This is a genomic window from Acidobacteriota bacterium (genome assembly GCA_038040445.1).
Taxonomy (GTDB): Bacteria; Acidobacteriota; Blastocatellia; order UBA7656; family UBA7656; genus Onstottus_A; species Onstottus_A frigus.
In genome coordinates, this window is record JBBPIG010000031.1 from 44,834 (window position 1) to 69,970 (window position 25,137).

Here is a 25,137-nt window from a genome sequence, read left to right on the forward strand (position 1 = left end):
TCAACAAACGCGGAGAAATCGGTGGTCGCCAAGTATGTCTCGGAAACCTCTGCGTCCCCTGCGTCCTCGGCGGTTTGATTCTCCGGATTTTAACCCCAGAGGACGCCGAGGACGCAGAGGACGAAAGAGGCCCGCTCCTCACCATCAACCTTCCAGCAAGCTTCTAAGCATCCACGCAGTCTTCTCGTGCACTTGCATCCGCTGCGTCAGTAGATCCGCGGTGGCCTCGTCATTCACGCGATCCGCCGAAGGGAACACCGACCGCGCCGTGGAGACGACTGCCTCCTGTCCTTCCACCAGAAGCCTTATCATGTCCTCGGCTTTCGGCACTCCGGGCGTTTCCTTGATCGAGCTCAGCCGGGCGAAGTCCGCGTAGGTCGCCGGAGCCGGAAAGCCCAGAGCCCTGATCCGTTCCGCGATCAGATCCACGGCGAGCGCGAGTTCATTGTACTCAGTCTCAAACATCAGATGGAGCGTTTGGAACATTGGACCGGTTACATTCCAGTGAAAGTTGTGAGTCTTGAGGTACAAGGTGTAAGTGTCCGCCAGCAACCGCGACAGCCCCTGGGCAATTTCGCCTCTGTCTTCCTCTTTGATGCCAATATCTATTTTCATATGATCTCCGTTCGATTCATTAACGAGATTCCTCGTCCACACTTTGAATATACAAAACAAACTTGCCATAAGTGAAATACTTTGTTTCGATAGCGCCGATAGGTTGGAGATATCAACGATGAATCAACCACTCGGCCGTTCGATCGGAATTGTTTGTGTGCTCGCGGCGAGCTTGTTTCATCCCGCGATCGCTTCATCTGCACACCGGTGACTATCGAGCATTGATGCCGAGGTCCACAGTTGGAGTGAAACGGTGAAAAGCAGTTTGATGATCGCCGACAAGGCCCAACCGCGTCCTTCTTTTTCTGAAGCCGACGCCGCGAGACTCGCGCTTGAGCTCTACGGCCTCACTGGGCCGGCGAAAGAACTCAACAGTGAGCGCGATCAGAATTTCCTCATCGAAGCGGATTCGGGCGAGCGGTTCGTGCTAAAGATCGCCGCCGCGGCCGAGCATAGAGAGACGTTGGAGTTCCAGAATGCAGCGATGTCGCATTTAGGCGAGCGAGTCCGCTCGGGCTTCATCCCTCAACTGCGCAAGACGAAATCCGGCGAAGATATCGCAAGGGCGGACGGCGAAGACCACTCCGGTCATTTTGTCCGGCTGCTGACTTATCATCCGAGCGCGTTGCTTGCCGAAGTCAATCCTCACACGCCGGAACTGCTTCACAGTCTCGGTCACTTTCTCGGAGAAATAGACAAAGCGCTCGACGGATTCACTCATCCGGCGTCGCGCAGAGAATTGAAGTGGGACTTGCAAGGAGCGCTGTGGATCAAAGAGTACACGCATCACATCGCGGCTCCCGAGCGGCGCACGATCGTAGAGCACTTCATACGTCAGTTTGAGACCCGCGTCGTAGCGCACGCTGCCAGCTTGCGAACGGGCGGCCGCAATTTAGCAGCGTGCGCTACGACGCTGCGTACTTCAGTCGTTCACAACGACGCGAACGATTACAACGTGCTGGTGAGCGACGACGGCACAGGTCGAAAAACGGTTGCCGGCATAATTGACTTCGGCGACATGCTGCATACCTACACTGCAAGCGAAGTAGCGGTCGCCGCGGCTTACGCGATGCTCGATAAGCCCGACCCGCTCGCTGCGGCATGCGAGATCGTTGCCGGCTATCACCAGGTGTTCCCGCTAACCGAACAGGAACTTGAAGCCCTGTACACGTTGATGTGCATGAGGCTTGCCGTCAGCGTGACTAACTCGGTGCTTCAGCAAAAGCTGCATCCCGAAAACAAGTATCTTCTCGTCAGCGAGCGGCCTGCCTGGCGATTGCTGGAGAAACTTCGCCGTGTCGACCCGGCGCTGCCTCATTACCTTTTCAGGAACGCGTGCAAGCTTCCCCCGTGCGCCGAGAGCGGGGGCGTTATCGCGTGGCTCAAGAAAAGCGCCGGCTCATTTGGGCCGGTGGTAGAGGCCGACTTGAAGCGCGACAAGCTGGTGGTGTTCGATTTCAGCGTCGGCAGTCCCGAGTTCAGCGATCCAACGGAGCTGGCGGACACTGAGGCGTTTACGGCAAAAGTCTTTGCGGGAATGAAAGCCGCCGGCGCGCGGACCGGCCTTGGCCGCTACAACGAACCTCGCCTGCTTTACACCAGCGAGGTATTCAAATCGGCTGACGGCGAGCGCAGGACGATTCACATCGGCATGGACTTGTTCATGGCAGCCGGCTCGCCGGTGTTCGCTCCGCTCGATGGAGTGATTCACAGCTTCGCGAATAACGTTGCGCCGCTCGATTACGGGCCGGCGATTATCGTTCAACACGAAGCTGACGAAGGCCGAGTGAAGTTCTTCACTCTGTATGGGCACTTGAGCGAAGACTCATTGGAAGGCATTCATCCGGGCAAGCTGGTCAACCGCGGCGACCGCATCGCACGCATCGGCGCGCCTCCGACCAACGGAGGCTGGCCGCCGCACCTTCACTTTCAGATCATCTGCGACATGCTCGGCAAGCAAGGAGACTTTCCCGGCGTCGCTCCCGCGAGTCAACGCGAAGTCTGGTTGAGCATCAGCCCCGACCCAAATCTAATTCTCGGAATCCCTGAGGACCGCTTACCTGCCCCGAGCTTGAGTTCGGATCAGATACTTGGACTCCGTCGCGAGCACATCGGTCCGTCGCTGAGCATCGCTTATCGAAAGCCGCTGAACCTCGTGAAGGGATGGAAGCAGTACCTCTACGACGACGAAGGCCGCGCATATCTCGACGCGGTCAACAACGTCGCTCACGTTGGCCATTGCCATCTGCGTGTTGTCAGAGCCGTCCAGGAACAGATGGCCGTGCTGAACACAAACACTCGATACCTTCACGAGAACATCGCGCGCTTAGCGGAGCGTTTGTGCTCGACGATGCCGGATCCGTTGAGTGTTTGTTTCTTCGTCTGTTCCGGGAGCGAAGCAAACGAGCTTGCATTGCGGCTCGCGCGTGCTCACACGAAAGGGACCGACTTCATATGTGTCGATGGGGCCTATCACGGGAACACGACTTCGCTGATCGACATAAGCCCGTACAAGTTCGACGGTCCGGGCGGCAAGGGCGCGCCTGCTCACGTTCACAAGGTGATCATGCCGGACGTGTATCGAGGCCCGTACAAAGCCGACGGTCCAGGCGCAGGTAAGGAGTACGCGCGACATGTCGGCGGCGCCGTCGAGCAGATTGAGAAGAACGGCAAGCGCTTGTCGGCGTTCATCTGCGAATCGGCGCTCGGCTGCGGAGGCCAGATCATCCTGCCAGACGGCTATCTCAGAGAAGCTTATCGCCACGTTCGAGAAGCCGGCGGCGTTTGCATAGCCGACGAAGTGCAAACGGGACTTGGCCGAGTCGGTTCGCATTTCTGGGCGTTCGAGACTCAAGGCGTAGTTCCAGACATCGTGACCATCGGCAAGCCGCTCGGCAACGGCCACCCGCTCGCGGCTGTGGTAACCACGCCGGAGATCGCAGCGTCGTTTGATAACGGAATGGAATACTTCAACACGTTCGGAGGCAATCCGGTTTCCTGTGCAGTGGGACTGGCGGTGTTGGATGTGATCGAAGAAGAGAGCTTGCAAGAGAACGCGTTGAAGGTGGGGGCTCATTTGAAGGCGGGGCTTGAAGCATTGAAGTGCAAGCATCCGCTGATAGGAGACGTTCGCGGATCAGGCTTATTCATCGGAGTCGAACTGGTGCTTGATCGAGAAACGCGCGCTCCTGCAACTAGACAAGCAGCTTACGTCGTCGAACGAATGAAGGAATGTGGCGTACTTATCAGCACTGATGGTCCACTGCACAACGTGTTGAAGATCAAGCCTCCGAGGGTGCTCTCCACACGCAACGCAGATGAACTTCTCGTCAAGCTCGACGAAGTATTGATGGAGAGTTATCTGCAGCCAAAGCCGCGTTAGGATCGCGGGCTGGTGCTTTCTCGACAAGGGGTCGCTAGAAATGCAAGGTGACGAAGCAAAGGCAACCACAACTTCGCGGTCGAAGAGAATTCGAGCCGTAGTTTTCCTAATCCTGTTGGTCGTGTTTACGGTGTATTTGCTGTGGGATTACACGCTGGGTGATTATCTTAGGTCGGCCGCTCTTTTAGCGGTAGCTCTCTTGCTCGTTTTGCTCGGCTACTACTTCCCGCGTGTAGGCCGTACGCTCATGTTTCTTGCCGGGGCATACCTTCTCTTCGTCTACTGGATGATTCTTACTCTAGGACCGATGATCCTGTTCGTCTTGCTGTCTCAGTTCATTCTGCAGAACGTCGCAGTTCGTTTCCAAATCGTCGTTTTCGTCGCATGGGCGATACTGCTTGGATGGGCCGTGCTGTTAATCGCCACTGAGAGAAAACGCGAACGTCTCTTCAACCGTTTGAAGAGAATAGGAGCTTTCGCACCAGTCGCATACTCATTCAACTTGTTGATGATTGCGGTGATGTTCTTCTCGTCGGTCACCTACATACTTGCCGAGCATGGCGTCCTAAAGCTTAACAGAGCAGCAGACGCGAGCATCTTGCCTTGGGACATAACCCTCTTCTACTTTTGGCATTTTCTGGAGGCTGTGCCCTTGCTGCGGGTGAACGAGACGCTGCACTGGAACGAGCCGCTGACTTACGATAGCGGTTGGGTCGGCCTGATGCTCCTCCTGTTCAAGTTGGCAGTAATTGTCCCCGTGATCGGAGCTTTCGCATGGTATTGGAGAAAAGTCGGAGCGCAAAAGCCAAGCTCTGCGCAAGGTCTTTTGAAGGTGATCGGCGCCGCGCGATCCATGAAAGTCGTGATAGCGGGCGGCACGGGCCAGGTTGGAACAATCCTCGCTCGGGCGTTCCACCGGCAAGGGCATCAAGTGGTTGTTCTCAGCCGCAGTCCGGAAACGGCGCCATGGCGTGTCGTGAAATGGGATGCCGAGAGTCCCGGAGACTGGAGGGCTGTACTGGAAGGAGCAGATGCGGTCATCAATTTGGCCGGGCGAAGCGTCAACTGCCGCTACAACGCCGAGAACCGCAGGCTGATCACGGAGTCTCGGGTGAAGTCCACACAGGTGATCGGCGAGGCCATTGCCCTTGCAGCCAGGCCGCCGCGAGTGTGGCTTCAGGCTAGCACCGCAACGATTTATGCTCATACCTATGACAAAGCCAATGATGAAGCTAGTGGCGTGATCGGCTGTTCCGAAGACGCGCCGGATACCTGGCGCTTCAGCAATGATGTTGTCACTTCCTGGGAGCAAGCTGCGAATGAAGCGAACACGCCAAGAACACGCAGAGTGCTCCTGCGCTCGGCGATCATAATGAGTCCGGATCGCGGCGGCGCATTCGATATGCTACTGAAACTCGTGCGATTCAGACTTGGTGGATCTGCGGGAGACGGCGAGCAGTACGTCTCCTGGATACACGATCAGGATTTCATCCGAAGCATCTTCTGGTTGATAGATCACGACGAAGTCGAAGGACCAGTGAATCTCGCTGCGCCAAACCCGCTGCCCAACTCCGAGTTTATGCAGGCTCTGCGAGCAGCGTGGGGCACTCGCTTCGGTCTACCTGCCACGGAGCGGATGTTGGAGATCGGGGCGTTTCTTCTGCGAACCGAAACTGAACTCATTCTAAAAAGCCGTCGAGTTGTCCCGGGAAGGCTGCTTGATGCGGGATTTGTTTTTCAGTTCCCGATGTGGACGGATGCGGCGAAGGACCTCTGCAGTCGGTGGCGAAAAGCGTCCTCTACCGCAGAATAAACCCATCTTTCAGCGGATCGTCCGGGGCGATCAGAAACTCATGCCGACCGGTGATCCACGCGCTGCCTTCGACCTCGGGAACCACCGCGGCATACTCACCGAAAGCAGTCTCGCGAACGACTCGACCGGTGAAGCGCGTCCCGATCAAGCTCTCGATCACGAACGGCTCTCCGACTGCTAATCTTCCTTTAGCGTGTTCGAGCGCGACACGCCCGCTGACGCCGGTGCCCGTTGGCGATCGATCGACTTCACCATCGGCGAAGATGCACACGTTGCGGCTGTTGGCGCCCTCGCTGCGAGGCGGGCCATCGATTATCGTCCCGTACAGAAAGCCGAGGTCCTCTTCGAACGGATGCCTGATCTCGAGCGAGTCCATCACCGCGCGCTTGACCGCCATTCCGGCTTCGATCAGCTTGCGAAATTCCCCGGGAATGATTCGTACTCCGAGATCTTCAGCTTTACAGTAAGCGTAGAACGCTCCGCCGAAGCCAACGTCCAACCGCACCTCGCCGATGCCTGGAACCTCGACTAACTGATCGAGCTTGTAAGCGAACGACGGCACGTTTTCGAAAGCTACGCTGCGAACGCGCTTACCGTCAACGTTCGCTCGCGCGGTGATTCGTCCGGCAGGCGTGTCGAGCCGAATCACCTCACGCGGTTCGAGCATCCCGGTCTCAAGCAACACCGTCACTAGAGCGATGACGCCGTGTCCGCACATCGTGCTGTAGCCTTCGTTGTGCATGAACAGCACGCCCAGGTCTCCGTCCGCCGTGACCGGTTCAGTCAGGATGCAGCCGTACATATCGGCGTGGCCGCGAGGCTCAAACATCAAGGCGCGGCGCAGGTGTTCGAGGTTTTCTCGAGCGTAGCGGCGCTTCGCGAGCATGGTGTCGCCGGGGATTGGTGGAATACCTCCGGTGATCACGCGCAACGGTTCGCCGGCTGCATGCGCGTCGATGGTGGTGATGCGAGTCCAATCGGATGGAGGTGTCAATGTCATAGGTAAGCGTTTCGCGCTCCAAGAATCCAAACTATGTTTGTTGCTCTTCGCCACCTCGCGCTTCGGCCTGAGAGATCATTCCTGACTCGGCCCTCCAGGCTCTCGGCGCTTATTTCTTTCAAGCAAGTCTTCGAGTATCTCTGTCCTGGGAAAGCGGAAGTTGGTTTGGGCGAGTTCGCGAAAAGAATCCGCCAAATCAAGGAGTCCTCTCTGAGCCGCCTTTTCCAGAATCGCCAAAGTGCCGAACGCAGTGAGGCCATGTCTCCGCGCCTCTTTCGTCCCCTTGCGCTCATCCATCAGTACGGCGTCAGCTCTTAGTTCATTCGCTAACGCAATCGCTTCGCGTTCGCCGGCTCCAAGTTGTCTTACCGATGTGATGAAGGACGAAGAAGCCTCCTTTACTTCCAACCAGGCGGGAGACCCATCGGCCCATGTGCGCACGAGATCAGGTGTACCCGGTTTGTGGAATTCGTCCCAGACCGCTCGAGGTATGATGACGTGTCCGAACAGTTCTTTGAGAATGTCGATGCGCCCGATCAGAACAAGGTAGTTGATTGGAGTAGTGTCCGAGATGACAATCATTGGCCCAACAGGTTGTCGAGCGCGACCCTCTGCTGTTCAAGCTCATCAAGCGTCAGCCCCGCTGGTACGCCGTGAGCCTTCAGAAACCCATCTGCCTCATACACAGATACTCCCAGGAGGTCGGCTACCTCGCCTAGGCTCAAAGCCTCTCGGCGATAGGCTTCGATGGCCAGCGCCTCCAAAGCTAACCGAGAAAGATCGTTAGCATTGTCTAGCTGCGCCGCAATTTCGTCGGGAATGGTCAACAGTACTTCCATAATACCGGCTCCGATTGCTTGTCATCTTCGCTGGTTAAGGATACACGGGCGCTACGAATCGTCGCAATCGTAAATCGGCCCTGGCAGTTCCCAAAAGTACGTGCCGAGTTCCGCTCGAGGAGCCCCTTCATCGCACTGCCGGGTTGGCGCCATAGAACTTCCAGCTCGAAACAAAGTCACCCGTCAGCTTCTGCTTTGTCAGGCTCGCGCGCACCATTTCGATCGGGATTCGATTCTCTTTCAACACCGCATCGTGAAACGCCCGGTTAGTCATCTTGCCCGAGTCGACTAATTCGCGACGAAGCGCACGAACCTGCAAGCCGCCAAGCAAGTACGCGCATTGATACAGCGGCCCATAGGCTCCGCCAAACGAGCGCCGAACTTCGGCGGTCGCGTTGTCGACTTCGTGACCCACTCGCTTGACCAACAGGTCGATGCACTCCTGCGGCGTCATCTTTTCGAGATGAAAGCTGAGCGAGAAAATGATTCGCGCAGAGCGGTGCATTCGCCAGAAGAGCATGCCGATCCGGTTCTCGGGTGACTTGGCGAAGTTCATGTCCCACAGCAGCATCTCCCAGTAGAGCGCGCCGCCTTCCGTCCAGAAGGGCGTGCTGAAGAGCTGGCGATAGGTCCGGTATCGAGCGGCCATGAATCCCTGCAGATGATGCCCCGGGATCAACTCGTGAAACACCGTCGCGCGCGAGAAGTGGATGTTGTTCCCGCGCATGCTCATCATCTTCGCTTCGTGGCCCATCGTGTTTGTAGGATAAGAAACTTGAATCGTCTCGCCGCCAAGAAAGAACGGACTGACCAACTGGCGTTCGGGTGTCATCATCTCCATGCGCCAGGTGTCGCGAGCAAGTTGCGGAACGGTGACCAGATCGTGATCGTCAACGAACCTGATCGCTTCAAGCGCCAGCTCGCGGATCAGATCGGGTTGCTTGCCTGGCTCGACGTACAACGTCTTCACGTATTCGAGCGCCTTCATCCAATCGTCGCCGTAGCCAAGCTCTCTCGATGCACGTTTCATCTCAGCTTCGCACCACGCGTACTCCTTGTTGGCGATCGCAACCAGCTCTTCGGGCGTGTAAGGAATCATCTCGAAGCTAAGCTCGCTCATCAGCGCCTCGCGCCCTATGGGATCGCCGATGATCTCGGTTGTGTCCCCCGGTTTCAGCCCTAGGACTTTTTCGCGCAGGAACGCCGCGTACTTTTCAAGCGATTGATCGACAGACTTGTAAGGCTCGCCGACCCACCACGTGAATATCGGATCGTAGCCGTTGTGGAAGCCGTACCAGTTCCGCAGCGTGTTACGAAGGCTCACGATCGCAGCGACAGCGCGGTTCGCGACGGTCTTCTTCGCTTTGATCGCATCGGGTTTCGCGTCGGGTTTGAGCCCACCCTCGACTGCCTTGCTCGTCCCGTCGATCTGCCTGGCCATCTTGGTGAACAACGCCGCGATCTTTGCGGAATCGATAGCTTCCATGCGGCGGCGGGTGTCTTCGAGATCGGTGATGGTCTGACCAAACGGCACGAGCGTGGCAACTTCGGCAAGGGCTTTGGTTTGCAGGTCCAACTGGCGCAGTTCGTGGTCGAGGTGATTCTTGAAGAGTAAGTAATCGATGCGCCCATCCTGACTCATCGAATCGAAACCGAGCTTCGCGAGTGCCGCAAGCCAGTCGGTGTAAAACTGTTTCATCCGAGCCTGTCGCGCCGACGAAGCTTCGACGGAGTAAAACCGGGCGAGGCTGCCGCGGTCCGCTGTGTACCTTTCGATCACGCCGCGCATCTCGCTTGGCCGCGAGTCCGCGTCGTTCAACCGGGGGATCGGGTCATCGCCCTTTTTCGGCCCGGCATCTGAGTCGAGGCCTCTTTGTTCCGTTTCGCTATGCGCGCGCGCTGAGGAGCTGAACCCGAAACCGCCGCCAAGCGCGAGCATCGCAATCAAAACACCGATCACCAAGAGTCTCGCACTACTCATCCTTTTCACCTCGTCTTAGTTGCCCCGAAATCCTCTGAAGAACTCAGCTTGCACTTATCCCACAACTCCCGGTGGGCTCGCAACGCGCGGTAGTGTCCTAATCTTGTGTTGATATTCGCAAATGCCCTGGCCGCGACCGATGACGGGCGACGGAATATTTGGACTGCGGCGGCTTTTGTGCGTTGCCGCCGCTTTCTGTGGCTTCGTCGGGACAATCAAAAGCGGTGGCAATGCACAGACGCCACCGCAGTCCAAATACGCGCTCGCTTGGTAGTGTTCTAGTCGACCAACACAAGATTAGGACACTACCCAGCGGTCGCGTTGAGGCGACCGGGAATCTGCGGTATAGTGTCGCGCCATCTAGTTCAACAGAACGAGTGCAACGCAAAGCGAGGTGGATCATGGCTCAGCCAAAGGAAAACGAAGAACCTTACCCGCCGCAAGGCTACGCGTGGTACGTGGTCGGCGTGCTGACGTTCGTCTACATCTTCTCATTTATCGACCGGCAGATTCTGAATCTGCTTGTGCGGCCGATTCGGCGCGACCTTGGCATCACCGACTTTCAGATGAGCCTGCTGATGGGATTCAGCTTCGCGCTCTTCTACACCTTCTTCGGCATTCCGCTTGGCAGGCTCGCCGATTCGCGGAGCCGCCGCACGATCATCGCTGTAGGCTTCGCTGTCTGGAGCGTGATGACAGCGGGCTGCGGGCTCGCGAGGAACTTCGTGCAGATGCTGCTGCTGCGCGTGGGGGTGGGAGTCGGCGAAGCGGCATTGTCCCCTGCGGCCTACTCGATCATCACCGACTACTTTCCTCCGAAACGGCGGGCGACGGCCATCAGCGTCTACGGGATGGGAATCTACATCGGCTCGGGGGTCGCGTTTATTGTCGGCGGTCTGGTAGCCGGTCTCGCATCGGCTCAGGAGACCTGGGACCTACCATTAGTCGGGGCGACACGGCCCTGGCAGGTCGTGTTCTTCATCGTCGGCCTTCCCGGCGTGTTGCTCGCGCTTCTTATGTACACGGTGCGCGAGCCAGTTCGTCGCGGCATCAAGACGATGAAGGCGGCGGACGGCAAGACAAGAGTCGCGCAGGTGCCAATGAACGAGGTTGTTGCTTACCTCAAACAGAATTGGCGCACTTTCGCGTGTCACAACGTCGGGTTTGCGCTGTTGTCATTCTCCTCTTATGGCAGCAGCGCGTGGATTCCAACTTTCTTCGTGCGCAATCACGGCTGGAGCGAATCGCAGGCCGGTCAGGTCTACGGCTGGATCGTTGCTATAGCCAGCACGGTCGGAATAGTCGCGGGGGGACGGCTGGCCGACTGGATGGTAGAGCGCGGCCACAGAGATGCGACTATGCGCGTTGGGTTGATGGTCGCGATTGCGTGGCTCCCCTTTGGGTTGCTCTATCCAGTGGTTTCGGATGCTTACTGGGCGGCTGCGCTGCTGGTCCCTGCAGCCTTTCTGGCAAGCGCGCCGTTTGGTGTTTCCGCGGCTGCGATTCAGCAGATGATGCCGAATTCTATGCGCGGGCAGGCCTCGGCGATCTACCTCTTCGTAGTCAACCTCATTGGACTTGGCCTCGGACCTTCTGCCGTTGCAGCCGCGACCGATTTCATTTTTGAAGATGATCAGGCGGTTCGGTACTCGCTGGTTAGCGTCGCCGCCTTCGCGCATGTGGGGGCGGCGACTTTGCTTTGGGCTGGACTCAAGCCGTTTATCGCCAGCCTCGAGCGGTTGAAGCAGTGGAACGCCGCTAATGTTTGAGACAAGAATCGAGGATAGAGGATTGAGGATCGAAGATTGAGGATCGAAGATTGAGAAGCGATCATCCATCCTCTATCCTCTATCCTCTATCCTCTATCCTCCTCAAGCACCTCGTTCCTTACTGAACGTCATCGTCTCGGCGTTCCAGTCGTATGCTCGATTGTCGAAGTAGCTGCGATTGGTAAGCAGAGCCGGCCCCGCCGCGCGGAAGCCAAACACTGCATCCTCCACCACTGGCTTGCGAGAGCGCATGCCTTCAAAGAACGCAGTGAGGTGATCGACCGAATCGCTGTAGCCTGAAGGCGGCGCGTAGGTATCCTGACTCGATGCGTTGATGTCCTGTTTGTTCTCCGGATACTTCGCGCGGTACTCCTTCAAGAATGCCTCCTGAGTCGCCTTCGGGAAAGTATCGATCGTGTAGCCCGGTTCCTTCGCTCGAGTCTTTTTCGAGAGCGTCACTACGCCCGACAGCGTCATCACGCCTTCGCTTCCGATGAATCGGAAGCCTGAGCTTTCGTTTGCGCCGGCCGCAAAATTGACTCTCAGAGCCAGATTAAAGGCAGGTGTGTTCGCGGTCTTGGGGTAGTCGCACAACGCCAGCATCACATCGGGCACGTCGCGTCCGTCGTTCCAGTAGCGCGTCCCGCCGGTCGCCATCACTCGCGTCGGCCCGGTTGTTCCAACCACGAAGTGCAAGCCCGAAAAAAGATGAACGAACAGGTCGCCGGCGACCCCCGTACCGTAGTCGCGATAGTTCCGCCATCGGAAGAACCTCGTGGCATCGAACGCCCGCTTCGGCGCTTCACCCAGAAAGCGGTCCCAGTCAACGGTCGTGGGCGAGGCGTCCGGCGGTATTGAATATTGCCACGCGCCGATCGCGCTGCTGCGATCCCACCAGGCTTCAACCATGTTCAGCTCGCCGATCGCTCCCGAGGCTAGCAGGTCCTTGGCTTTCTTGTAGACGATCGAGCTGACCCGCTGGCTGCCGACTTGAAAGATGCGATTCGTCTGTTTCGCGGTCTCGATGACGTGCTTGCCTTGCTCGAGCGACTGCACCATCGGCTTCTCGCAATAGACGTCTTTGCCGGCCTTCATCGCTTCATTCGAGATGCGCATGTGCCAGTGGTCCGGGGTGGCGATGATGATCGCATCAACATCGGGGCGTGCAAGTACTTCGCGATAATCACGCGTGGTGAAGAGCTGGTTGCCCCAGATTTCTTTGGCGCGAGCCAGGCGTCCGTCGTACAGGTCAGCCGCGGCTACGAGTTCGACGCCGGGAACCTTTAAAGCTTCGCGAGTGTCACCCATCCCTTGCCCGCCGGCTCCGACAAGCCCGAGCCTGATTCTGTCGCTGGGCGCGACTCTCTCCCGCAGGCTTGACCGCTCGGCTGCGAGGATCGTTGTTGACGTTGCGGCTGCCAGGGTCGTAGCCGTGGTCAGCTTGATGAAATCTCGTCGAGAGGTTTTTCCGCTTTGGTGGTTCATTTAGTTAATCTCCTGTTCCATCCTGGGAGCGCAGGCATCCCCGCCTGCCTCTTCTAGCGCAACGCAAAGCAGGCAGGGATGCTGCGCTCCCAGCTCTGCGGTTGCTCGATAGGGTGAAAGGCTACTATTATCCTCTTGCCCGTTCGTTTGCAATGAGAAATCAGTGGTGTCCTAATCTTGTGTTGATATTGCAGGTGGCCGGGCGCACGACCCGATTGCGGGCGACGGAATATTTGGACTGCGGCGGCCTTTGTGCGTTGCCGCCGCTTTTGGTTATCGCCACGAAACGACAGAAAGCGGTGGCAACGCAAAGACGCCACCGAGTCCAAATACGCGGTCGCTTGATAATGTCCTAGTCGACCAACACAAGATTAGGACACTACCGAGAAATCGGCAAAAGACGACCGAAATCAGGTGACGTAGTATTCTCCCGTCGCCACAAATCTCTTCAAAGAGGTCCATCGAATGTTCAAGACAAGCGTTCTAGCTGTGCTATGCGCAGCAGTGCCGGGCGTTCTGGTAATCGCGGCCGGTTCGCCTCGCAGGATGGCGGCGGATGACAAAATAATCGGGCGCTGGGACATGACCATCCAGGGCGCCGCCGGTCAGTATCCCTCATGGTTTGAAGCGAGTCGCGAGGGTGAGAAGCTCAAAGGCCGTTTCGTGGGACGCACCGGCAGCCAGCTTCCGATGGCGTCGATCGAGTTCGCAAACGGTCACCTCGCCTTCTCGGTTCAGTTTGATCAGAACACCAGGTACGAAGCTCAACTGATCGGAAAGCGGCTCGAAGGAACCATATCCGGCCGCGAAGGACAAACGATGAAATGGACCGCGGTTCGCGCGCCAAAGCTCGGCCGCAAATCAACTCCGCGATGGGGCAAGCCGATAACGCTCTTCAACGGACGCGATCTGATCGGGTGGAGAGTTCGTGACCCCGCCAAGGCCGCGACCTGGCGCGTAGTCGATGGGGTGTTGGAAAACACGCCTCGCGGCACGGACATAATTACCGAGCAGAAGTTCACCAACTTCAAGCTTCACGTCGAATTCAAGCTGATCGATAAGAGCAACAGCGGCGTTTATCTGCGCGGCCGGTACGAGATCCAGGTTCAGGAAGACTTCGGCAAAGAGCCTGAGAGCCATCGCTGCGCCGGCATCTACGGCTTCATCAGCCCTTCGAGCATTCCCGCGAAGCAGCCAGGAGAGTGGCAGTCATTCGACATCACGTTCATCGGCCGCCGGGTCACCGTGGTTTTCAACGACAAGACCGTCATCGACAACGCCGAGATCCCGGGGATTACCGGAGGCGCACTCGACAGCAACGAAGGCGAGCCCGGCCCGATAATGTTGCAGGGTGATCACACGCAGATCTACTACCGAAACATGGTCATCACCCCGTCCAAGTGAGCAGCGGATGTGAAGGCAAGAAAGTTAGATGGCGTTTGATTCTCGAAGGGCGGCGATGTCTTCGGGAGTGAAACCAAGTTCGCCAAGGACCTCGCCGGTGTGCTCGCCCAACGTGGGAGCGCGGCGGCATGCGGCGGCGGGCGTTTCGCTCAAGCGCAGCGGCGGGCTCGCGATCGAGACGGGCTTCTTGCCTCCGGGGTACTCGATCTGTTCGAGAAGATTTCGCGAGTTCACCTGAGGATCAGCGACCACTTCGTCCAGGTTGTAACAGGGTCCGCAGGGAATCCGCGCGACTTCAAGCTCCGCGATCGCTTTTTCTCGCGTGCGCGTGGAACACCACGAAGACATCGCCTCGTTGATGACCGCGGCGTTGTTACCGCGCGAGATGTCGTCTCTGAATCGCGGATCATCGATCAAGTCTTCCCTGCCAATCAATCGCGCCCAGCGCCGGAACATCGGACCGCCGATGGTCGGAACGATGATCCATCCATCTCGCGTCTGGTAAGCGTCGCTCGGCGCCGCGTAGTAGCCGGTGTTTCCTATCTGCTCCCGGCGAATCCCCATCGTCTTGAGCTCGGCCAAAAGCGGCGTCATGAAAGTCACCCCGGTTGCAAGCAACGACACGTCTATCAACTGACCCCGACCGGTTTTCTGCCGATGATACAGCGCGGTCATCGCTCCGAATGCTCCGTGGAGCGCCGTCCCATAGTCGGCCCACGAAACAATCGAGCGGACTGGCGGACCGGGGAATCCAGTGAGGCTCATCGCGCCACTCATCGCTTGAACGACTCCGTCGAAGCCTACGCGATCGGCATACGGACCATCGGGGCCAAACGCGGAGGCCATCACGAGGATGATGTTGTCTTTCACGGCACGAAGCGATTCGTAGTCAAGCCCAAGCTTCTTCATCACCGCGAGCGGCAGATTGACGACGACGATGTCGGCGGTGCCAACGAGACGGCGGATGATCTCTCGAGCTTTGGGATGGCCGAGATCGAGCGTGATGCCGCGCTTGTTGCGATTGATGGTTAGGAACAGGCCGCCTTCGCCGCTTTCGGTGACGGGGCCGAGTTTGCGGTCTTCGCCACCATCGCGCCGCTCGACGCGGATCACATCGGCGCCGAAGTCGGCGAGCAACATCGCGCAGTAAGGCCCGGCGATGAAGCGACCAAAATCGATGACTCGAATTCCTTCAAGAGGTCCCGGCATAACTCGCAGCATCGTACCTTCTAGAGACGGGTTTATTCAACTCAGGGAGACTGCATACCCACCTCGTAAGAGGTGGGTTAGTGATGATGTAGCCTACTACACAAAGCATTCAGTCGACCCCGCTGGGTACCATACCCACCTCGTCAGAGGGGTTCGTGATGTTGTGGCCTGCATTAAGCGCATCGGACTGTCTCGGGCCTCGATAGGACTGGAACATCACGTACCCACTTCTTACGAAATGGTATGCAGCGCCAGGCGCGCTTCGTTGTAGGCGGCAACATTACGTACCCACTTCTCACGAAGTGGGTATGGAGCTCGAAGCGCTTCGTTGTAGGCGGCGACATCATGTACTCACTTCTCACGAAGTGGGTATATGCCAACCTGCCGGTTGGGGGATTGCGCGATTAGACGAAGACGTTGTGTCTAGACCGACGCGAGAGAACACTGCTGTGTTATCGAATTCTTCACCAGACTGCTAGAGTCTTGGCTGAGAATCGAGAGCATCGATGAATGAGGGGCCCAACACCTGGTCGACTGCCGCGATCGAGTTATCAATGCGCACCCGCGCGGCTAGTCTCGAACGAATGCGCAGCGAGGTATTCGATCTCGCTGTCATCGGCGGAGGAATTACGGGCGCCGGGGTCGCGCTCGATGCAGCATCGCGAGGGCTCACGGTCGCGCTCATCGAGAAGCGCGACTTCGCAAGCGGAACCAGCTCGCGATCGTCGAAGTTGATTCACGGGGGCCTGCGCTACCTCGAGCAATTCAATTTCGGTCTGGTGCGTGAGTCGCTTCACGAGCGCGCCGTGCTTTCGCGAATCGCTCCTCATCTAAGCAAGCCGCTCCAGTTTCTGGTGCCCGTCTATTCTTCGAGCGAGCAATCTCCCCTCGGAGCGAATAGGCTGAAGCTTGCGGTTGGGCTATGGCTGTACGATCTGCTGGCTGGGCGCCGGAACATCGGTCGACATCAATGGCTGTCGCGTGAAGCCGCGCTCAAGCAAGCCCCGGCGCTTGAGCCGCGCGGTCTCCGCGGCGCGTTCCTTTACTACGACGGTCTGACCGACGACGCGCGGCTGGTGATCGAGGTGATCAAAGCGGCAGCCGCTCACGGCGCGCTGGTAGCGAACTACGTCAGCGCGCGTGGATTTCGCAACGACGATGACGGCGTGTCGAAGGTTGAGCTAGAGGACACGCGCGATGGCGGCTCGTTCGAGTTGCGCGCGAAGGTAGTCGTGAACGCAACCGGAGTGTGGTCGGATGAGGTGTCTCGCCTGTCTGACGCAAGGGCGCCGAAAAGACTCCGGCCCTCGAAAGGCATCCACGTCGTTGTTCCATCTGAAAGGCTACAGAACCACACGGCCGTGTTGATTCCGTCGCTTGGCGAGAGCCGGTTTCTGTTCGTCATTCCGTGGCAGGGCCGCACGGTCATCGGGACGACAGACACGGACTATTCAGGAAGTCTGGACGACCCGCGTGCCGAGGCCGATGAAGTGGATCGCGTTGTGCAATCAGCGGCTCGAGCTTTCCCGGACGCGCGGCTGTCAACCGAAGACGTGATCAGCACGTTCGCCGGGCTGAGGCCGTTGATCGCCGCGGACGGACAGTCGACAAAAGAGCTTTCGCGCAAGGAGGAGGTCTTCGAAGACGCCTCGGGCCTGATCACTATCACGGGCGGCAAGCTGACAACCTGGAGACGAATGGCTGAGCGCGTCGTTGATTCCGTTGGCCGTCGACTTGAAACCATTGATGGAGTCCGCCGGCCGCGAGCGCATCGCAGCGTGACTGAGAACATCCAGCTTGCGGGTGGAACGCCTCAAGGCGACGCGCGCAAAGAAGCTCGAGCCGCGACGGAATTCGGTATTGACGTAGCTACGGTCGAGCACTTGATGGGAACCTACGGCAGCAACTATCGTGTGATCCTCGAACTCACCCGCGAGTCGGAAGAGTTGAAAACGACCTTGATCGACGGACTTCCTCACATCGTGGCCGAAGCCGTCTACGCCGCGCGATTCGAGATGGCGGCGACTGTCGAAGACTTTCTTTCGCGCCGAACTCGCATTGAATTGCTCGTGAGCGATCACGGCCGCTCGTGCGCTATGCGCGTATCGAGCTTGCTCGAGCGCGAGGCTGGCAGGCCGACGGCTGAAGAACAAAGCGTCGGCGTTCTGCAAGAGGCCCCAACATGCTGAACACACCGTTCCTCGAAGACCATCATCGGCAGCTCGCCCAGCAAGTCGATCGCTTCGTCAGCGAGCAAGTGCGCGGCGCGGCTCTTGGTGGAACTGAAGACGAGCAGGCTCGGAGTCTTGTAAGGGCGCTCGCTCGCGAAGGGCTGCTGGCCCGCACGGTTCCCGCGCGGTTTGAAAGCGGCGCAAGCTCGCTCGACGTGCGAGCGCTATGCGTTGTGCGCGAACATCTCTGCTATGAATCCTCGCTGGCCGATCTGATGTTCGCGATGCAGGGGCTCGGCAGCTTCCCGGTGGCGCTTGCGGGATCGGATGAGCTCAAGCGGCAACTCCTGCCAAAGGTCACGAGCGGCGATGCGATCGCGGCGTTCGCGATCACCGAACCCGAAGCCGGTTCGGACGTGTCGGCTCTTCAAACGACGGCGCGCCGCGATGGTGCAAGCTACGTGCTTGACGGAGTGAAGACCTTCATCTCGAATGCGGGGCTTGCGGATTTTTACACCGTGTTCGCGAAGACTGACTCCGCAAAAGGAAGCAAGGGCATCTCGGCGTTCGTGGTCGAGAAGCACGCGTCCGGCTTTCACTTTGAAGAGAAGATCGAATTGATCGCGCCGCATCCGATCGGCCGCATAAGATTTGACGGTTGCCGCGTGCCTCTGTCCAATCTGCTCGGCGAAGAAGGCGAGGGCTTCAAGATAGCGATGACGACGCTCGATTCGTTTCGGCCAACCGTCGGCGCGGCGGCGGCGGGGCTGGCGTGGCGCGCGCTCGATGAAGCGATCGGCTACGCGAAGCGCAGGGTGCAATTCGGAAAACCAATTGCCGAGTTTCAAGCGACGCAGATGAAGCTGGCCGAGATGGCCACCGAGCTTGATGCGGCCCGCCTTCTGGTCTATCGAGCGGCCTGGCTAAAAGACACCGGCGTCACTCGAGTGACTCTCGAGTCTGCGATGGCGAAGCTCTACGCTACCGAAGCCGCACAGCGGGTCATCGATTCAGCAGTTCAGATCCACGGCGGAACAGGCGTGGTGCGCGGTGCGGTAGTCGAACGTCTCTATCGCGAAGTTCGCGCGCTGAGGATCTACGAAGGAACATCGGAGATCCAGAAGCTGGTCATCGCCGGGCAGCTACTTCGGTGAACCGTTTTAAGAGGCAGGCTCGGCCGACATAGGGAGTTCAAGACAGAAGCACCCGAAGTGCAAAAACTTGTTGACAAAAAGTCGCCCTTGCAGTAACTTTGCGTCCCCCACATTGTTAAGCTCCCACCGATTGACAAGGAATCCAACCGTAGATCCAGAGCAGGTTTGTGCGTATCTCCGAGTTACTGGATCTGGTATGAGCTTCAATTTTCCGGAAAAAGGAATTTGAGCTCGAGGCTACAGCCCGTCACGTAGAGGCTGAGCCCGACACGAAGTAAGCCCTTCCTCACAAAAGATGCTCGCCCCCGCGAGCAGGACGTACGGTACTTGCGGCTTCGCTGGGAATGCTAGAACCAGATCAGCCCAGGCAAAGCGAAGTCACGGTATCAAAGTCCGGTCAGAGCCCCTCTTAAAAAACGGGACAATCCGCTGCAAAACATCGCAGCGCCTCAAAGCTTCCGGCGAGTCTCCATTGCGCGGTTGAGGGTCATCCTGTCCGCTGGCGCCGCCGGTTTCCGCGAGGCAAGAGCAGAGGAAACGTGTAGGGAGGGGAAATCCATGCCGAGACGATTCGTTTTGTTGTCGCTCGCTTCGCTGTTGCTTTGTGTCTCGACGGCTGAAGCTCAGGGCACCCATCAGTTCCTAGGGAAGCCTCGCGAAGTGCCGGATCAGTTCACCAGCAAATATGGTATTCGCTACAACACGCAGGGCTACGACCAGCCGCAGACAAAGTGGAAGAAAAAAATTGGCGCCTGGAGAGAGAACGACGTCCCCGATTCGATCATCGAAGAGCTATTGGCCTTCCCCGGTTCGCCGGACGCAATAGGGCAATGGATCGACGAGGCATTCGATAAGACGCTGGCTCAATTCACGGCCTGCGAAGGGGCGCTTGCCAAACGCGCGAGCCGGGTGTCCGCGAAGGACGTCTATGTGATAATCATGCCGTCGGCTTTTTTCGAGCCGTTCTACAAGGTGCTTGTTGCGGGCGCCTATTACCCAACTCCCAAAGAGATAAAGGTCCTGAACATCTACTATATCTGGGAAGGCGAGCATAAAGGCTGGCTGCGTCACGCGCGAGATTTGTTGATCTATGAGATGGCAAACTACTTCGCGGTGATGTGCGAGATACAACCGGAGCCGCGCTCCACGGCGTGGCCTTGCGATGCGCCGCCGGTGATCACGCCGCAGTGACGCGCGCTAGTGACTTGTAACAGCCGTTTCGCTAGCGATCGAATGGGTACGAAATCGGTGCGAATCCGTCAAACCCGCCGCATAGACCACGGATGACACTGGTTCGGCGGATTTGCGCGGATACCACTCCTTCACTAGTGAAGCGCATGTTACAGGCGACTAGTTGCGCCGGCGTTTCCACAACACGAAACCCAAGACGGACCACGCGCCCAGCGCGGAATACTCGTATCTGCCGAAGCTGCCTGGGATCGATGGAACGATCTTCATCACGATCAGCATTGCGGCTACCGCGGCCCCGCTGTATCCAATCATTCTTAGCCGGCGCGAAGTCGCGACCCCTCCCGCACCGCTGCAAAACGCGAGACAGGTCGCAAGCCATCCGATAGCCGCCGCCAGCGAGCCGACTTCCGAGATCGGAACCAGCACCGCCTGTCCAAGAAACGATGCGATCACCGTGAAACAACCCGCAAACGCTACGGCGGTCTTCGGCGTTCGATAGCGCTCATCGATTCGCGCGAGCCGGGCATCGAGCAAGTTGCGCCGCCCCATCGCAAACAACAACCGCGTGGACGTTAGGAAGTTCCCGTTGAAGATCTTCAGCAATGAAAGCAGCACCGCAAGCATGATCAACTGCACAAGCGCGCGCGATCCGAAGGCGCGCTCGAAGGCGACCGCGGTCGCGAAACGCTCGTTTGTCAACGACTGCCACGGCTGAATGAGCGTCACCACGCCGATGATCGTCACGTAGAAAAAAATACCCGCGCCAAGCGCCATGAATATCACTCGCACGAAGTGCTTCGGCTGGAAATCAACGGAAGCTTCTTCCGAACACTTCGGCGCCGCTTCAAAACCGGTCATGAAGTAAGGGACTATCTGAAGCACCATCAGCATCGACACTAACCCTCCGAGCGCTCCCCTGTTGTCTGCAAACGGCGGCTGCCAATTCGCGGCGTCTCCGCGAAACAGTCCAAGCGTGGCGAATACCGCAAAGATCGCGAGCAGGCCGAATGTCGTCAGGTTTTGAAACCTGGCGCTTATGTGAACGCCTCGATAGTTGACCAGCATGATCACGGCTGTAAGCGCCAGGCCGGCCAACAGGTGCGGGAGATAAACCGGGTAGCCTCCGACGCGATAAAGCTCGATCGCATTCAACTGCGGGAAAACGTATGAGCCGACCCGCCCGATAGCGACTGCTTCGTAGGGACACACGATCAAGTAAGCCAGCGTCATCATCCACCCGGTGGCGAAGCTGACGCCTTTCGGAAATACGGCGCCGGTATAAGCGATCTCGCTCCCGGCATCCGGCATGCGCTCGGTCAAACGTCCGTAGACATACGCGATGGGAATCAGCGCCAACCCGCCGATCAGAAACCCGAGCATCGCGCCGACGGCTCCGCCTCGCGTAAGCCAATCGTCGATGACCACCATCCACCCAACGCCGACCATCGTCCCGAACGCCAGCGTGAAGTATTCCCTCGCGCGCAACGCTTGCCGCAGGGCGGGCGGACTAGTGGTTGTTCGAGCAGTTCCCAAACTGTCTCCTAAACGGAAAGTTCCTGAGCGGAGCGGGCGATATTCTCAACCGAAACATATTGAACAACACCTGTGATAAGCGGCTTCCTCAACCTAGAGCTTTGGCGAGCGCGGGTGGAACGTCGTCGCTGGAGCAGAAGATCGCCTTCGGAAACTTTGCCCGAGTAGCTTCGACCTTCTCCGGAGCGCCGCCCGCGAACAGAATCGGAATGCCTTGCCGCTTCTTGGCCTCCCAGAATCACTGGGCGACCGCGCGCCCGTGCGAAGGCAATCGATCGAGCGAAATGATCACCGCTTCCGGAGTGAAGTCTCCCAGCTTGATGTGTTCTTCCGTGCTCCAGTGACAGCGCACATCGTGTCCAGCCTTCTTCAAAACAATCGCTCGCGCTTCGGCTTCTTCGCGATTCCAGTGCAAGTAGAAGACCTTGGCCATCAGTTTCCTCCAAATCAGAGTCTTGCTCTGCAAGGCCGGTATCGTAGACTGTCCAGTCTGCGTGACTTCGATATCAGGAGTGTTGTTAGAATTCGATCTCCGATATTCACTGTGCTAGAATCCTTCAGCGATCCGAGCGTTGATAATATTCGCCGGCGTAATCATCAGTCAAAGAAACTCACGTCAATTTGGGAGCCGTTGGAAAATGAATAAGGAATACTTCAGCTACGGAATCATCGGCATAGTAGCCGGGCTGGTGCTCGGTTTCATTGTGGGCAACTGGGCCACGCCCAGCGGAGGCAGCGCGGCCCCTCAGGCAGCGCCCGGCGTCGAAAAACAGGCCTCGGTTAACAGTAGCAACAGCGGTCAGGCGCTGCCACCGGGGCATCCGCCTCTCGATTCGGGTCAGACCATTCCCGCGCCGCCGCTGCCCGCCGGAACTCCGGGAGCATCGGAAGCGGTAAGCCCTTCGCCGGCGCCTTCGGCGGGAGAGGCCGCGGAACTTCCGTCGCTCGACCCATTGCCGTCCGGCAGCAAGGAAGAGCGCGCCGAGCAAAAGTACAAGAACATTCAGCTCCTCAAGGGACTCCCGTCCGAGCGTTTAATGAAAGTCATGTTTGCGTTCAAATCGTCGCTGGGAGTGGACTGCACTTACTGTCACATCAAGGACCAGTTCGAGAAAGACGACAAGCCGCAGAAGCAGACCGCTCGCAAAATGATTCAACTCGTCCGCGACACCAACGCCAAGCTTGGAAGTACGGCTCGGGTGACGTGCTTCACCTGTCATCGCGGACAGACCCGGCCGGCGTCGTAGGAATTGCGGATCGATGATTGCGGATTCAGCGAATCACCCTGACCTAGCGAATCATCCTGAGCGAGGCTGATAGTTGATAATCTGGAATCTCAGATCTCGCGTAATCTGAGATTCAAACTCAGATCGGTAACCGGGGAATGGAAGTTAGAAACGTACAATCCGAGCGCCGCTTCTCAGCGGAGAAGATGCAGAAGGTGAATCTGTTCGAGACCGAACGGATGTTCGCCGACATCTACTGCCTCGAGCCTGGCCAGGAACAGAAACGGCACGCGCATTCGGGCGCGGATAAGATTTACTTTGTGCTCGAAGGCACAGGCCGCTTTCACATCGGTGAGGAAGACCGCGAGCTTGGGGTTGATCAGATCGTGCTCGCGCCCGCAGACATCGAACACGGGGTGCACAACCAATCGGACGCTCGTCTCGTCCTTCTGGTCTTCATGGCCCCGAATCCGAATAAGGCTTAGCCCAGCCAGCCCGAACAGTAGAATCAGATCGACTGGGAGGAGTTATGGCATTCGCAAACTTTGCTTCCGTACAAGGCCCACTGCGCGTGAGCGTGTCACTGGCTATGGTGATGTTTATGCTGATCACAACCGCTCACTCTTACTTCGACGGCAAGCATTGGGCATCGGAGATCAAACAAGGCCGTTCGATCGTCCGCGCCGAGCACGGCATGGTCGCGTCGAGTCAGCCGCTTGCGTCGCAAGTTGGACTGGACGTCTTGAAGCGTGGCGGCAACGCCGTTGATGCGGCAATCGCGATGGCGGCCGTGCTCAACGTCACCGAACCGATGATGACCGGAGTCGGCGGCGATATGTTCGCGCTGGTCTATTGGGCGAAGACCGGGGAACTGAAAGGTCTGAATGCGAGCGGCCGCGCGCCTCGCGCTCTGAATCTCGATTACTTCGCAAAGAAGGGAATCCGGACCATGCCCGACAGCGGCATGGAGCCAATCACCGTGCCCGGCGCGTTCGACGGATGGGTGACGCTGCTCGAGAAGTACGGAACGGTGAAGCTGACTGAGTTGCTCTTGCCCGCGATCGAATACGCGGAAAACGGCTTCCCGGTGATGGGAAAGGCCGCCGCGGATTGGGCGGACTCCGTCGCGAAGCTCAAGAGGACTCCCGCTTCATCGTCGAACTATCTGGTTGACGGAAGAGCCCCCCGCGCGGGCGAGATTTTTCGCCAGAAGAACCTCGCTCGCACGTTTCGGACGCTTGCTCGCGGCGGTCGGGACGCCTTCTACAAAGGTGAGATCGCGCGCGCGATTGTCGACTACTGTCAAAAGAACGGCGGCTTTCTTTCGATGCAGGACTTCGCCGAGCACAAGTCGGAATGGGTCGAGCCGATCTCGACCGATTATCGCGGCTACAAGGTGTACGAGTGCCCGCCAAACGGGCAAGGGCTCACTGCATTGCTCACGCTGAACATTCTCGAAGGCTTCGACCTGTCCTCGATGAGCACGCGGCCGGACCTTTACTATCACACGCTGATCGAAGCTACGAAGCTTGCGTTCGCCGATCGCGGCAAGTACATAGCCGATCCGGCCTTTGCGAAGGTCCCGGTTGCGGAGTTGCTCTCGAAGGAATACGCAGCGGGCCGTCGAGCGCTGATCAAGCCCGATCGCGTAATCGAAACGCCTGAGCCGGGAGTCGTGATCAATCACAATGACACGGTTTACTTCACCGTCGTCGACAAGGACCGCAACGCGGTGTCGTTTATCAACAGCCTGTTTGAATCTTTCGGTTCGGGAATCGTGGCCGGCGATACCGGAATCGTGTTGCACGATCGAGGCTCAGGTTTCTCGCTCGACCCAAATCATGTGAACCGGCTTGAACCCGGCAAGCGCCCGTTTCACACGATCATCCCTTCGATGGTGTTCAAGGATGGAAAGCTACTCATGTCATTCGGCGTTATGGGCGGGGCAATACAGCCGCAAGGACACGTGCAGGTGCTGACGAACCTCATCGACATGGGGATGAACCTGCAACAGGCGATCGAGGCGCCGCGCTTCCGCTACATGAGCGGAAAACGCGTCCTGTTCGAAGACGCGATGACAGAACCGATCATCAGGAGCCTGATCGAAAGAGGGCACCAACGCGCGACGCAAGCGGGAGCCTCGATGGGCGGCGGGCAGGCCATTATGATCGATCCCTTGAGCGGCACACTGATGGGGGCGTCAGATCCGCGCAAGGATGGAATGGCACTCGGGTACTGATTCCGGGTTCCGGTTCAGAGTTCAGGGTTCCGGGTTCAGGGTTCAGAGTTCAGAGTTCCGGGTTCAGGGTTCAGAGTTCAGAGTTCCGGGTTCAGGGTACGTTTTGAGGTTATGGGTCGCGGCGGC

Annotated in this window: 20 protein-coding genes; 11 read left to right on the plus strand and 9 right to left on the minus strand. The window is 58.1% G+C overall.

From position 1 onward, the window contains the following. Positions 1-144 precede the first annotated feature (144 nt). Entirely contained in the window at positions 145-615 is a 471-nt protein-coding gene (locus AABO57_24965; protein MEK6288984.1) for a Dps family protein, read from the minus strand. A gap of 253 nt (positions 616-868) precedes the next feature. Between AABO57_24965 and AABO57_24970 the strand changes: the two genes are divergently transcribed. Both AABO57_24970 and AABO57_24975 read left to right on the plus strand, forming a co-directional pair. Next, entirely contained in the window at positions 869-3,997 is a 3,129-nt protein-coding gene (locus tag AABO57_24970) for an aminotransferase class III-fold pyridoxal phosphate-dependent enzyme (protein MEK6288985.1), read from the plus strand. Between the two features lie 40 nt (positions 3,998-4,037). After that, positions 4,038-5,810 carry a TIGR01777 family oxidoreductase gene (locus AABO57_24975; protein MEK6288986.1) on the plus strand — a complete coding sequence of 591 codons (1,773 nt, stop codon included), beginning with the start codon at positions 4,038-4,040 and terminating at the stop codon, positions 5,808-5,810. Here AABO57_24975 and AABO57_24980 read toward each other — a convergent pair. The 4 genes from AABO57_24980 to AABO57_24995 form a co-directional block, all read right to left on the minus strand. Beyond that, complete coding sequence (locus tag AABO57_24980; GenBank protein ID MEK6288987.1) at positions 5,797-6,810, minus strand: proline racemase family protein; 1,014 nt, start codon at positions 6,808-6,810, stop codon at positions 5,797-5,799. The two genes, AABO57_24975 and AABO57_24980, sit on opposite strands and share 14 nt — an antisense overlap. A 75-nt stretch (positions 6,811-6,885) precedes the next feature. Beyond that, complete coding sequence (locus AABO57_24985) at positions 6,886-7,392, minus strand: DUF3368 domain-containing protein (protein ID MEK6288988.1); 507 nt, start codon at positions 7,390-7,392, stop codon at positions 6,886-6,888. Beyond that, on the minus strand, positions 7,389-7,649 hold the full coding sequence (locus AABO57_24990; GenBank protein MEK6288989.1) for a UPF0175 family protein: 261 nt from the start codon (positions 7,647-7,649) through the stop codon (positions 7,389-7,391). Before AABO57_24990 ends, AABO57_24985 begins: the two co-directional genes overlap by 4 nt. Positions 7,650-7,776: 127 nt before the next feature. Beyond that, a complete protein-coding gene (locus AABO57_24995) occupies positions 7,777-9,630 on the minus strand; it encodes a DUF885 family protein (GenBank protein ID MEK6288990.1) in 1,854 nt (617 codons plus the stop codon). Positions 9,631-10,031: 401 nt separating this feature from the next. Here AABO57_24995 and AABO57_25000 point away from each other — a divergent pair, with 401 nt between their 5' ends. Then, on the plus strand, positions 10,032-11,399 hold the full coding sequence (locus tag AABO57_25000; protein MEK6288991.1) for an MFS transporter: 1,368 nt from the start codon (positions 10,032-10,034) through the stop codon (positions 11,397-11,399). A 102-nt stretch (positions 11,400-11,501) separates the two neighbouring features. Here AABO57_25000 and AABO57_25005 read toward each other — a convergent pair whose 3' ends face one another. Further along, positions 11,502-12,884: a Gfo/Idh/MocA family oxidoreductase gene (locus AABO57_25005; GenBank protein ID MEK6288992.1), complete on the minus strand. Its 1,383-nt coding sequence runs from the start codon at positions 12,882-12,884 to the stop codon at positions 11,502-11,504. 465 nt (positions 12,885-13,349) lie between these two features. Here AABO57_25005 and AABO57_25010 point away from each other — a divergent pair, with 465 nt between their 5' ends. Then, complete coding sequence (locus AABO57_25010; protein ID MEK6288993.1) at positions 13,350-14,288, plus strand: DUF1080 domain-containing protein; 939 nt, start codon at positions 13,350-13,352, stop codon at positions 14,286-14,288. A gap of 24 nt (positions 14,289-14,312) precedes the next feature. On the opposite strand, the gene AABO57_25015 is transcribed toward AABO57_25010, so the two are convergent. Further along, a complete protein-coding gene (locus tag AABO57_25015; protein MEK6288994.1) occupies positions 14,313-15,509 on the minus strand; it encodes a CoA transferase in 1,197 nt (398 codons plus the stop codon). A gap of 231 nt (positions 15,510-15,740) precedes the next feature. On the opposite strand from AABO57_25015, the gene AABO57_25020 reads away from it, so the two are divergent. The 4 genes from AABO57_25020 (at position 15,741) to AABO57_25035 (ending at position 20,013) form a co-directional block, all read left to right on the plus strand. Continuing rightward, entirely contained in the window at positions 15,741-15,905 is a 165-nt protein-coding gene (locus tag AABO57_25020) for a hypothetical protein (protein ID MEK6288995.1), read from the plus strand. A 98-nt stretch (positions 15,906-16,003) separates the two neighbouring features. Beyond that, on the plus strand, positions 16,004-17,686 hold the full coding sequence (glpD, locus tag AABO57_25025; GenBank protein MEK6288996.1) for a glycerol-3-phosphate dehydrogenase: 1,683 nt from the start codon (positions 16,004-16,006) through the stop codon (positions 17,684-17,686). Further along, positions 17,680-18,822, plus strand: a complete 1,143-nt coding sequence (locus AABO57_25030; GenBank protein ID MEK6288997.1) for an acyl-CoA dehydrogenase family protein — start codon at positions 17,680-17,682, stop codon at positions 18,820-18,822. The genes glpD and AABO57_25030 overlap by 7 nt, the downstream gene beginning before the upstream one ends. 558 nt (positions 18,823-19,380) lie before the next feature. Continuing rightward, entirely contained in the window at positions 19,381-20,013 is a 633-nt protein-coding gene (locus AABO57_25035) for a hypothetical protein (protein MEK6288998.1), read from the plus strand. 159 nt (positions 20,014-20,172) lie between these two features. Here AABO57_25035 and AABO57_25040 read toward each other — a convergent pair whose 3' ends face one another. Next, positions 20,173-21,546 (minus strand): APC family permease, encoded by a 1,374-nt coding sequence (locus AABO57_25040; protein MEK6288999.1) that lies wholly within the window; start codon positions 21,544-21,546, stop codon positions 20,173-20,175. A gap of 238 nt (positions 21,547-21,784) precedes the next feature. Continuing rightward, complete coding sequence (locus AABO57_25045; GenBank protein ID MEK6289000.1) at positions 21,785-21,979, minus strand: hypothetical protein; 195 nt, start codon at positions 21,977-21,979, stop codon at positions 21,785-21,787. A gap of 205 nt (positions 21,980-22,184) precedes the next feature. On the opposite strand from AABO57_25045, the gene AABO57_25050 reads away from it, so the two are divergent. The 3 genes from AABO57_25050 to ggt all read left to right on the plus strand — a co-directional run bounded on the left by AABO57_25050 (position 22,185) and on the right by ggt (position 25,011). Beyond that, positions 22,185-22,793, plus strand: coding sequence for a c-type cytochrome (locus AABO57_25050; protein MEK6289001.1), 609 nt, complete (start codon positions 22,185-22,187; stop codon positions 22,791-22,793). A 137-nt stretch (positions 22,794-22,930) separates the two neighbouring features. After that, positions 22,931-23,257 (plus strand): cupin domain-containing protein, encoded by a 327-nt coding sequence (locus AABO57_25055; protein ID MEK6289002.1) that lies wholly within the window; start codon positions 22,931-22,933, stop codon positions 23,255-23,257. Between the two features lie 44 nt (positions 23,258-23,301). After that, entirely contained in the window at positions 23,302-25,011 is a 1,710-nt protein-coding gene (gene ggt / locus AABO57_25060; protein ID MEK6289003.1) for a gamma-glutamyltransferase, read from the plus strand. Positions 25,012-25,137 lie beyond the last annotated feature (126 nt).

Coding starts and splice junctions, on each gene's coding strand:
- AABO57_24965 (MEK6288984.1), bottom strand. CDS start 615: ATGAAAATAGATATTGGCATCAAAGAGGAAGACAGAGGCGAAATTGCC.
- AABO57_24975 (MEK6288986.1), top strand. CDS start 4,038: ATGCAAGGTGACGAAGCAAAGGCAACCACAACTTCGCGGTCGAAGAGA.
- AABO57_24980 (MEK6288987.1), bottom strand. CDS start 6,810: ATGACATTGACACCTCCATCCGATTGGACTCGCATCACCACCATCGAC.
- AABO57_24985 (MEK6288988.1), bottom strand. CDS start 7,392: ATGATTGTCATCTCGGACACTACTCCAATCAACTACCTTGTTCTGATC.
- AABO57_24990 (MEK6288989.1), bottom strand. CDS start 7,649: ATGGAAGTACTGTTGACCATTCCCGACGAAATTGCGGCGCAGCTAGAC.
- AABO57_24995 (MEK6288990.1), bottom strand. CDS start 9,630: ATGAGTAGTGCGAGACTCTTGGTGATCGGTGTTTTGATTGCGATGCTC.
- AABO57_25000 (MEK6288991.1), top strand. CDS start 10,032: ATGGCTCAGCCAAAGGAAAACGAAGAACCTTACCCGCCGCAAGGCTAC.
- AABO57_25005 (MEK6288992.1), bottom strand. CDS start 12,884: ATGAACCACCAAAGCGGAAAAACCTCTCGACGAGATTTCATCAAGCTG.
- AABO57_25010 (MEK6288993.1), top strand. CDS start 13,350: ATGTTCAAGACAAGCGTTCTAGCTGTGCTATGCGCAGCAGTGCCGGGC.
- AABO57_25015 (MEK6288994.1), bottom strand. CDS start 15,509: ATGCTGCGAGTTATGCCGGGACCTCTTGAAGGAATTCGAGTCATCGAT.
- AABO57_25020 (MEK6288995.1), top strand. CDS start 15,741: ATGCAGCGCCAGGCGCGCTTCGTTGTAGGCGGCAACATTACGTACCCA.
- glpD (MEK6288996.1), top strand. CDS start 16,004: ATGAATGAGGGGCCCAACACCTGGTCGACTGCCGCGATCGAGTTATCA.
- AABO57_25030 (MEK6288997.1), top strand. CDS start 17,680: ATGCTGAACACACCGTTCCTCGAAGACCATCATCGGCAGCTCGCCCAG.
- AABO57_25035 (MEK6288998.1), top strand. CDS start 19,381: ATGCCGAGACGATTCGTTTTGTTGTCGCTCGCTTCGCTGTTGCTTTGT.
- AABO57_25045 (MEK6289000.1), bottom strand. CDS start 21,979: ATGGCCAAGGTCTTCTACTTGCACTGGAATCGCGAAGAAGCCGAAGCG.
- AABO57_25050 (MEK6289001.1), top strand. CDS start 22,185: ATGAATAAGGAATACTTCAGCTACGGAATCATCGGCATAGTAGCCGGG.
- AABO57_25055 (MEK6289002.1), top strand. CDS start 22,931: ATGGAAGTTAGAAACGTACAATCCGAGCGCCGCTTCTCAGCGGAGAAG.
- ggt (MEK6289003.1), top strand. CDS start 23,302: ATGGCATTCGCAAACTTTGCTTCCGTACAAGGCCCACTGCGCGTGAGC.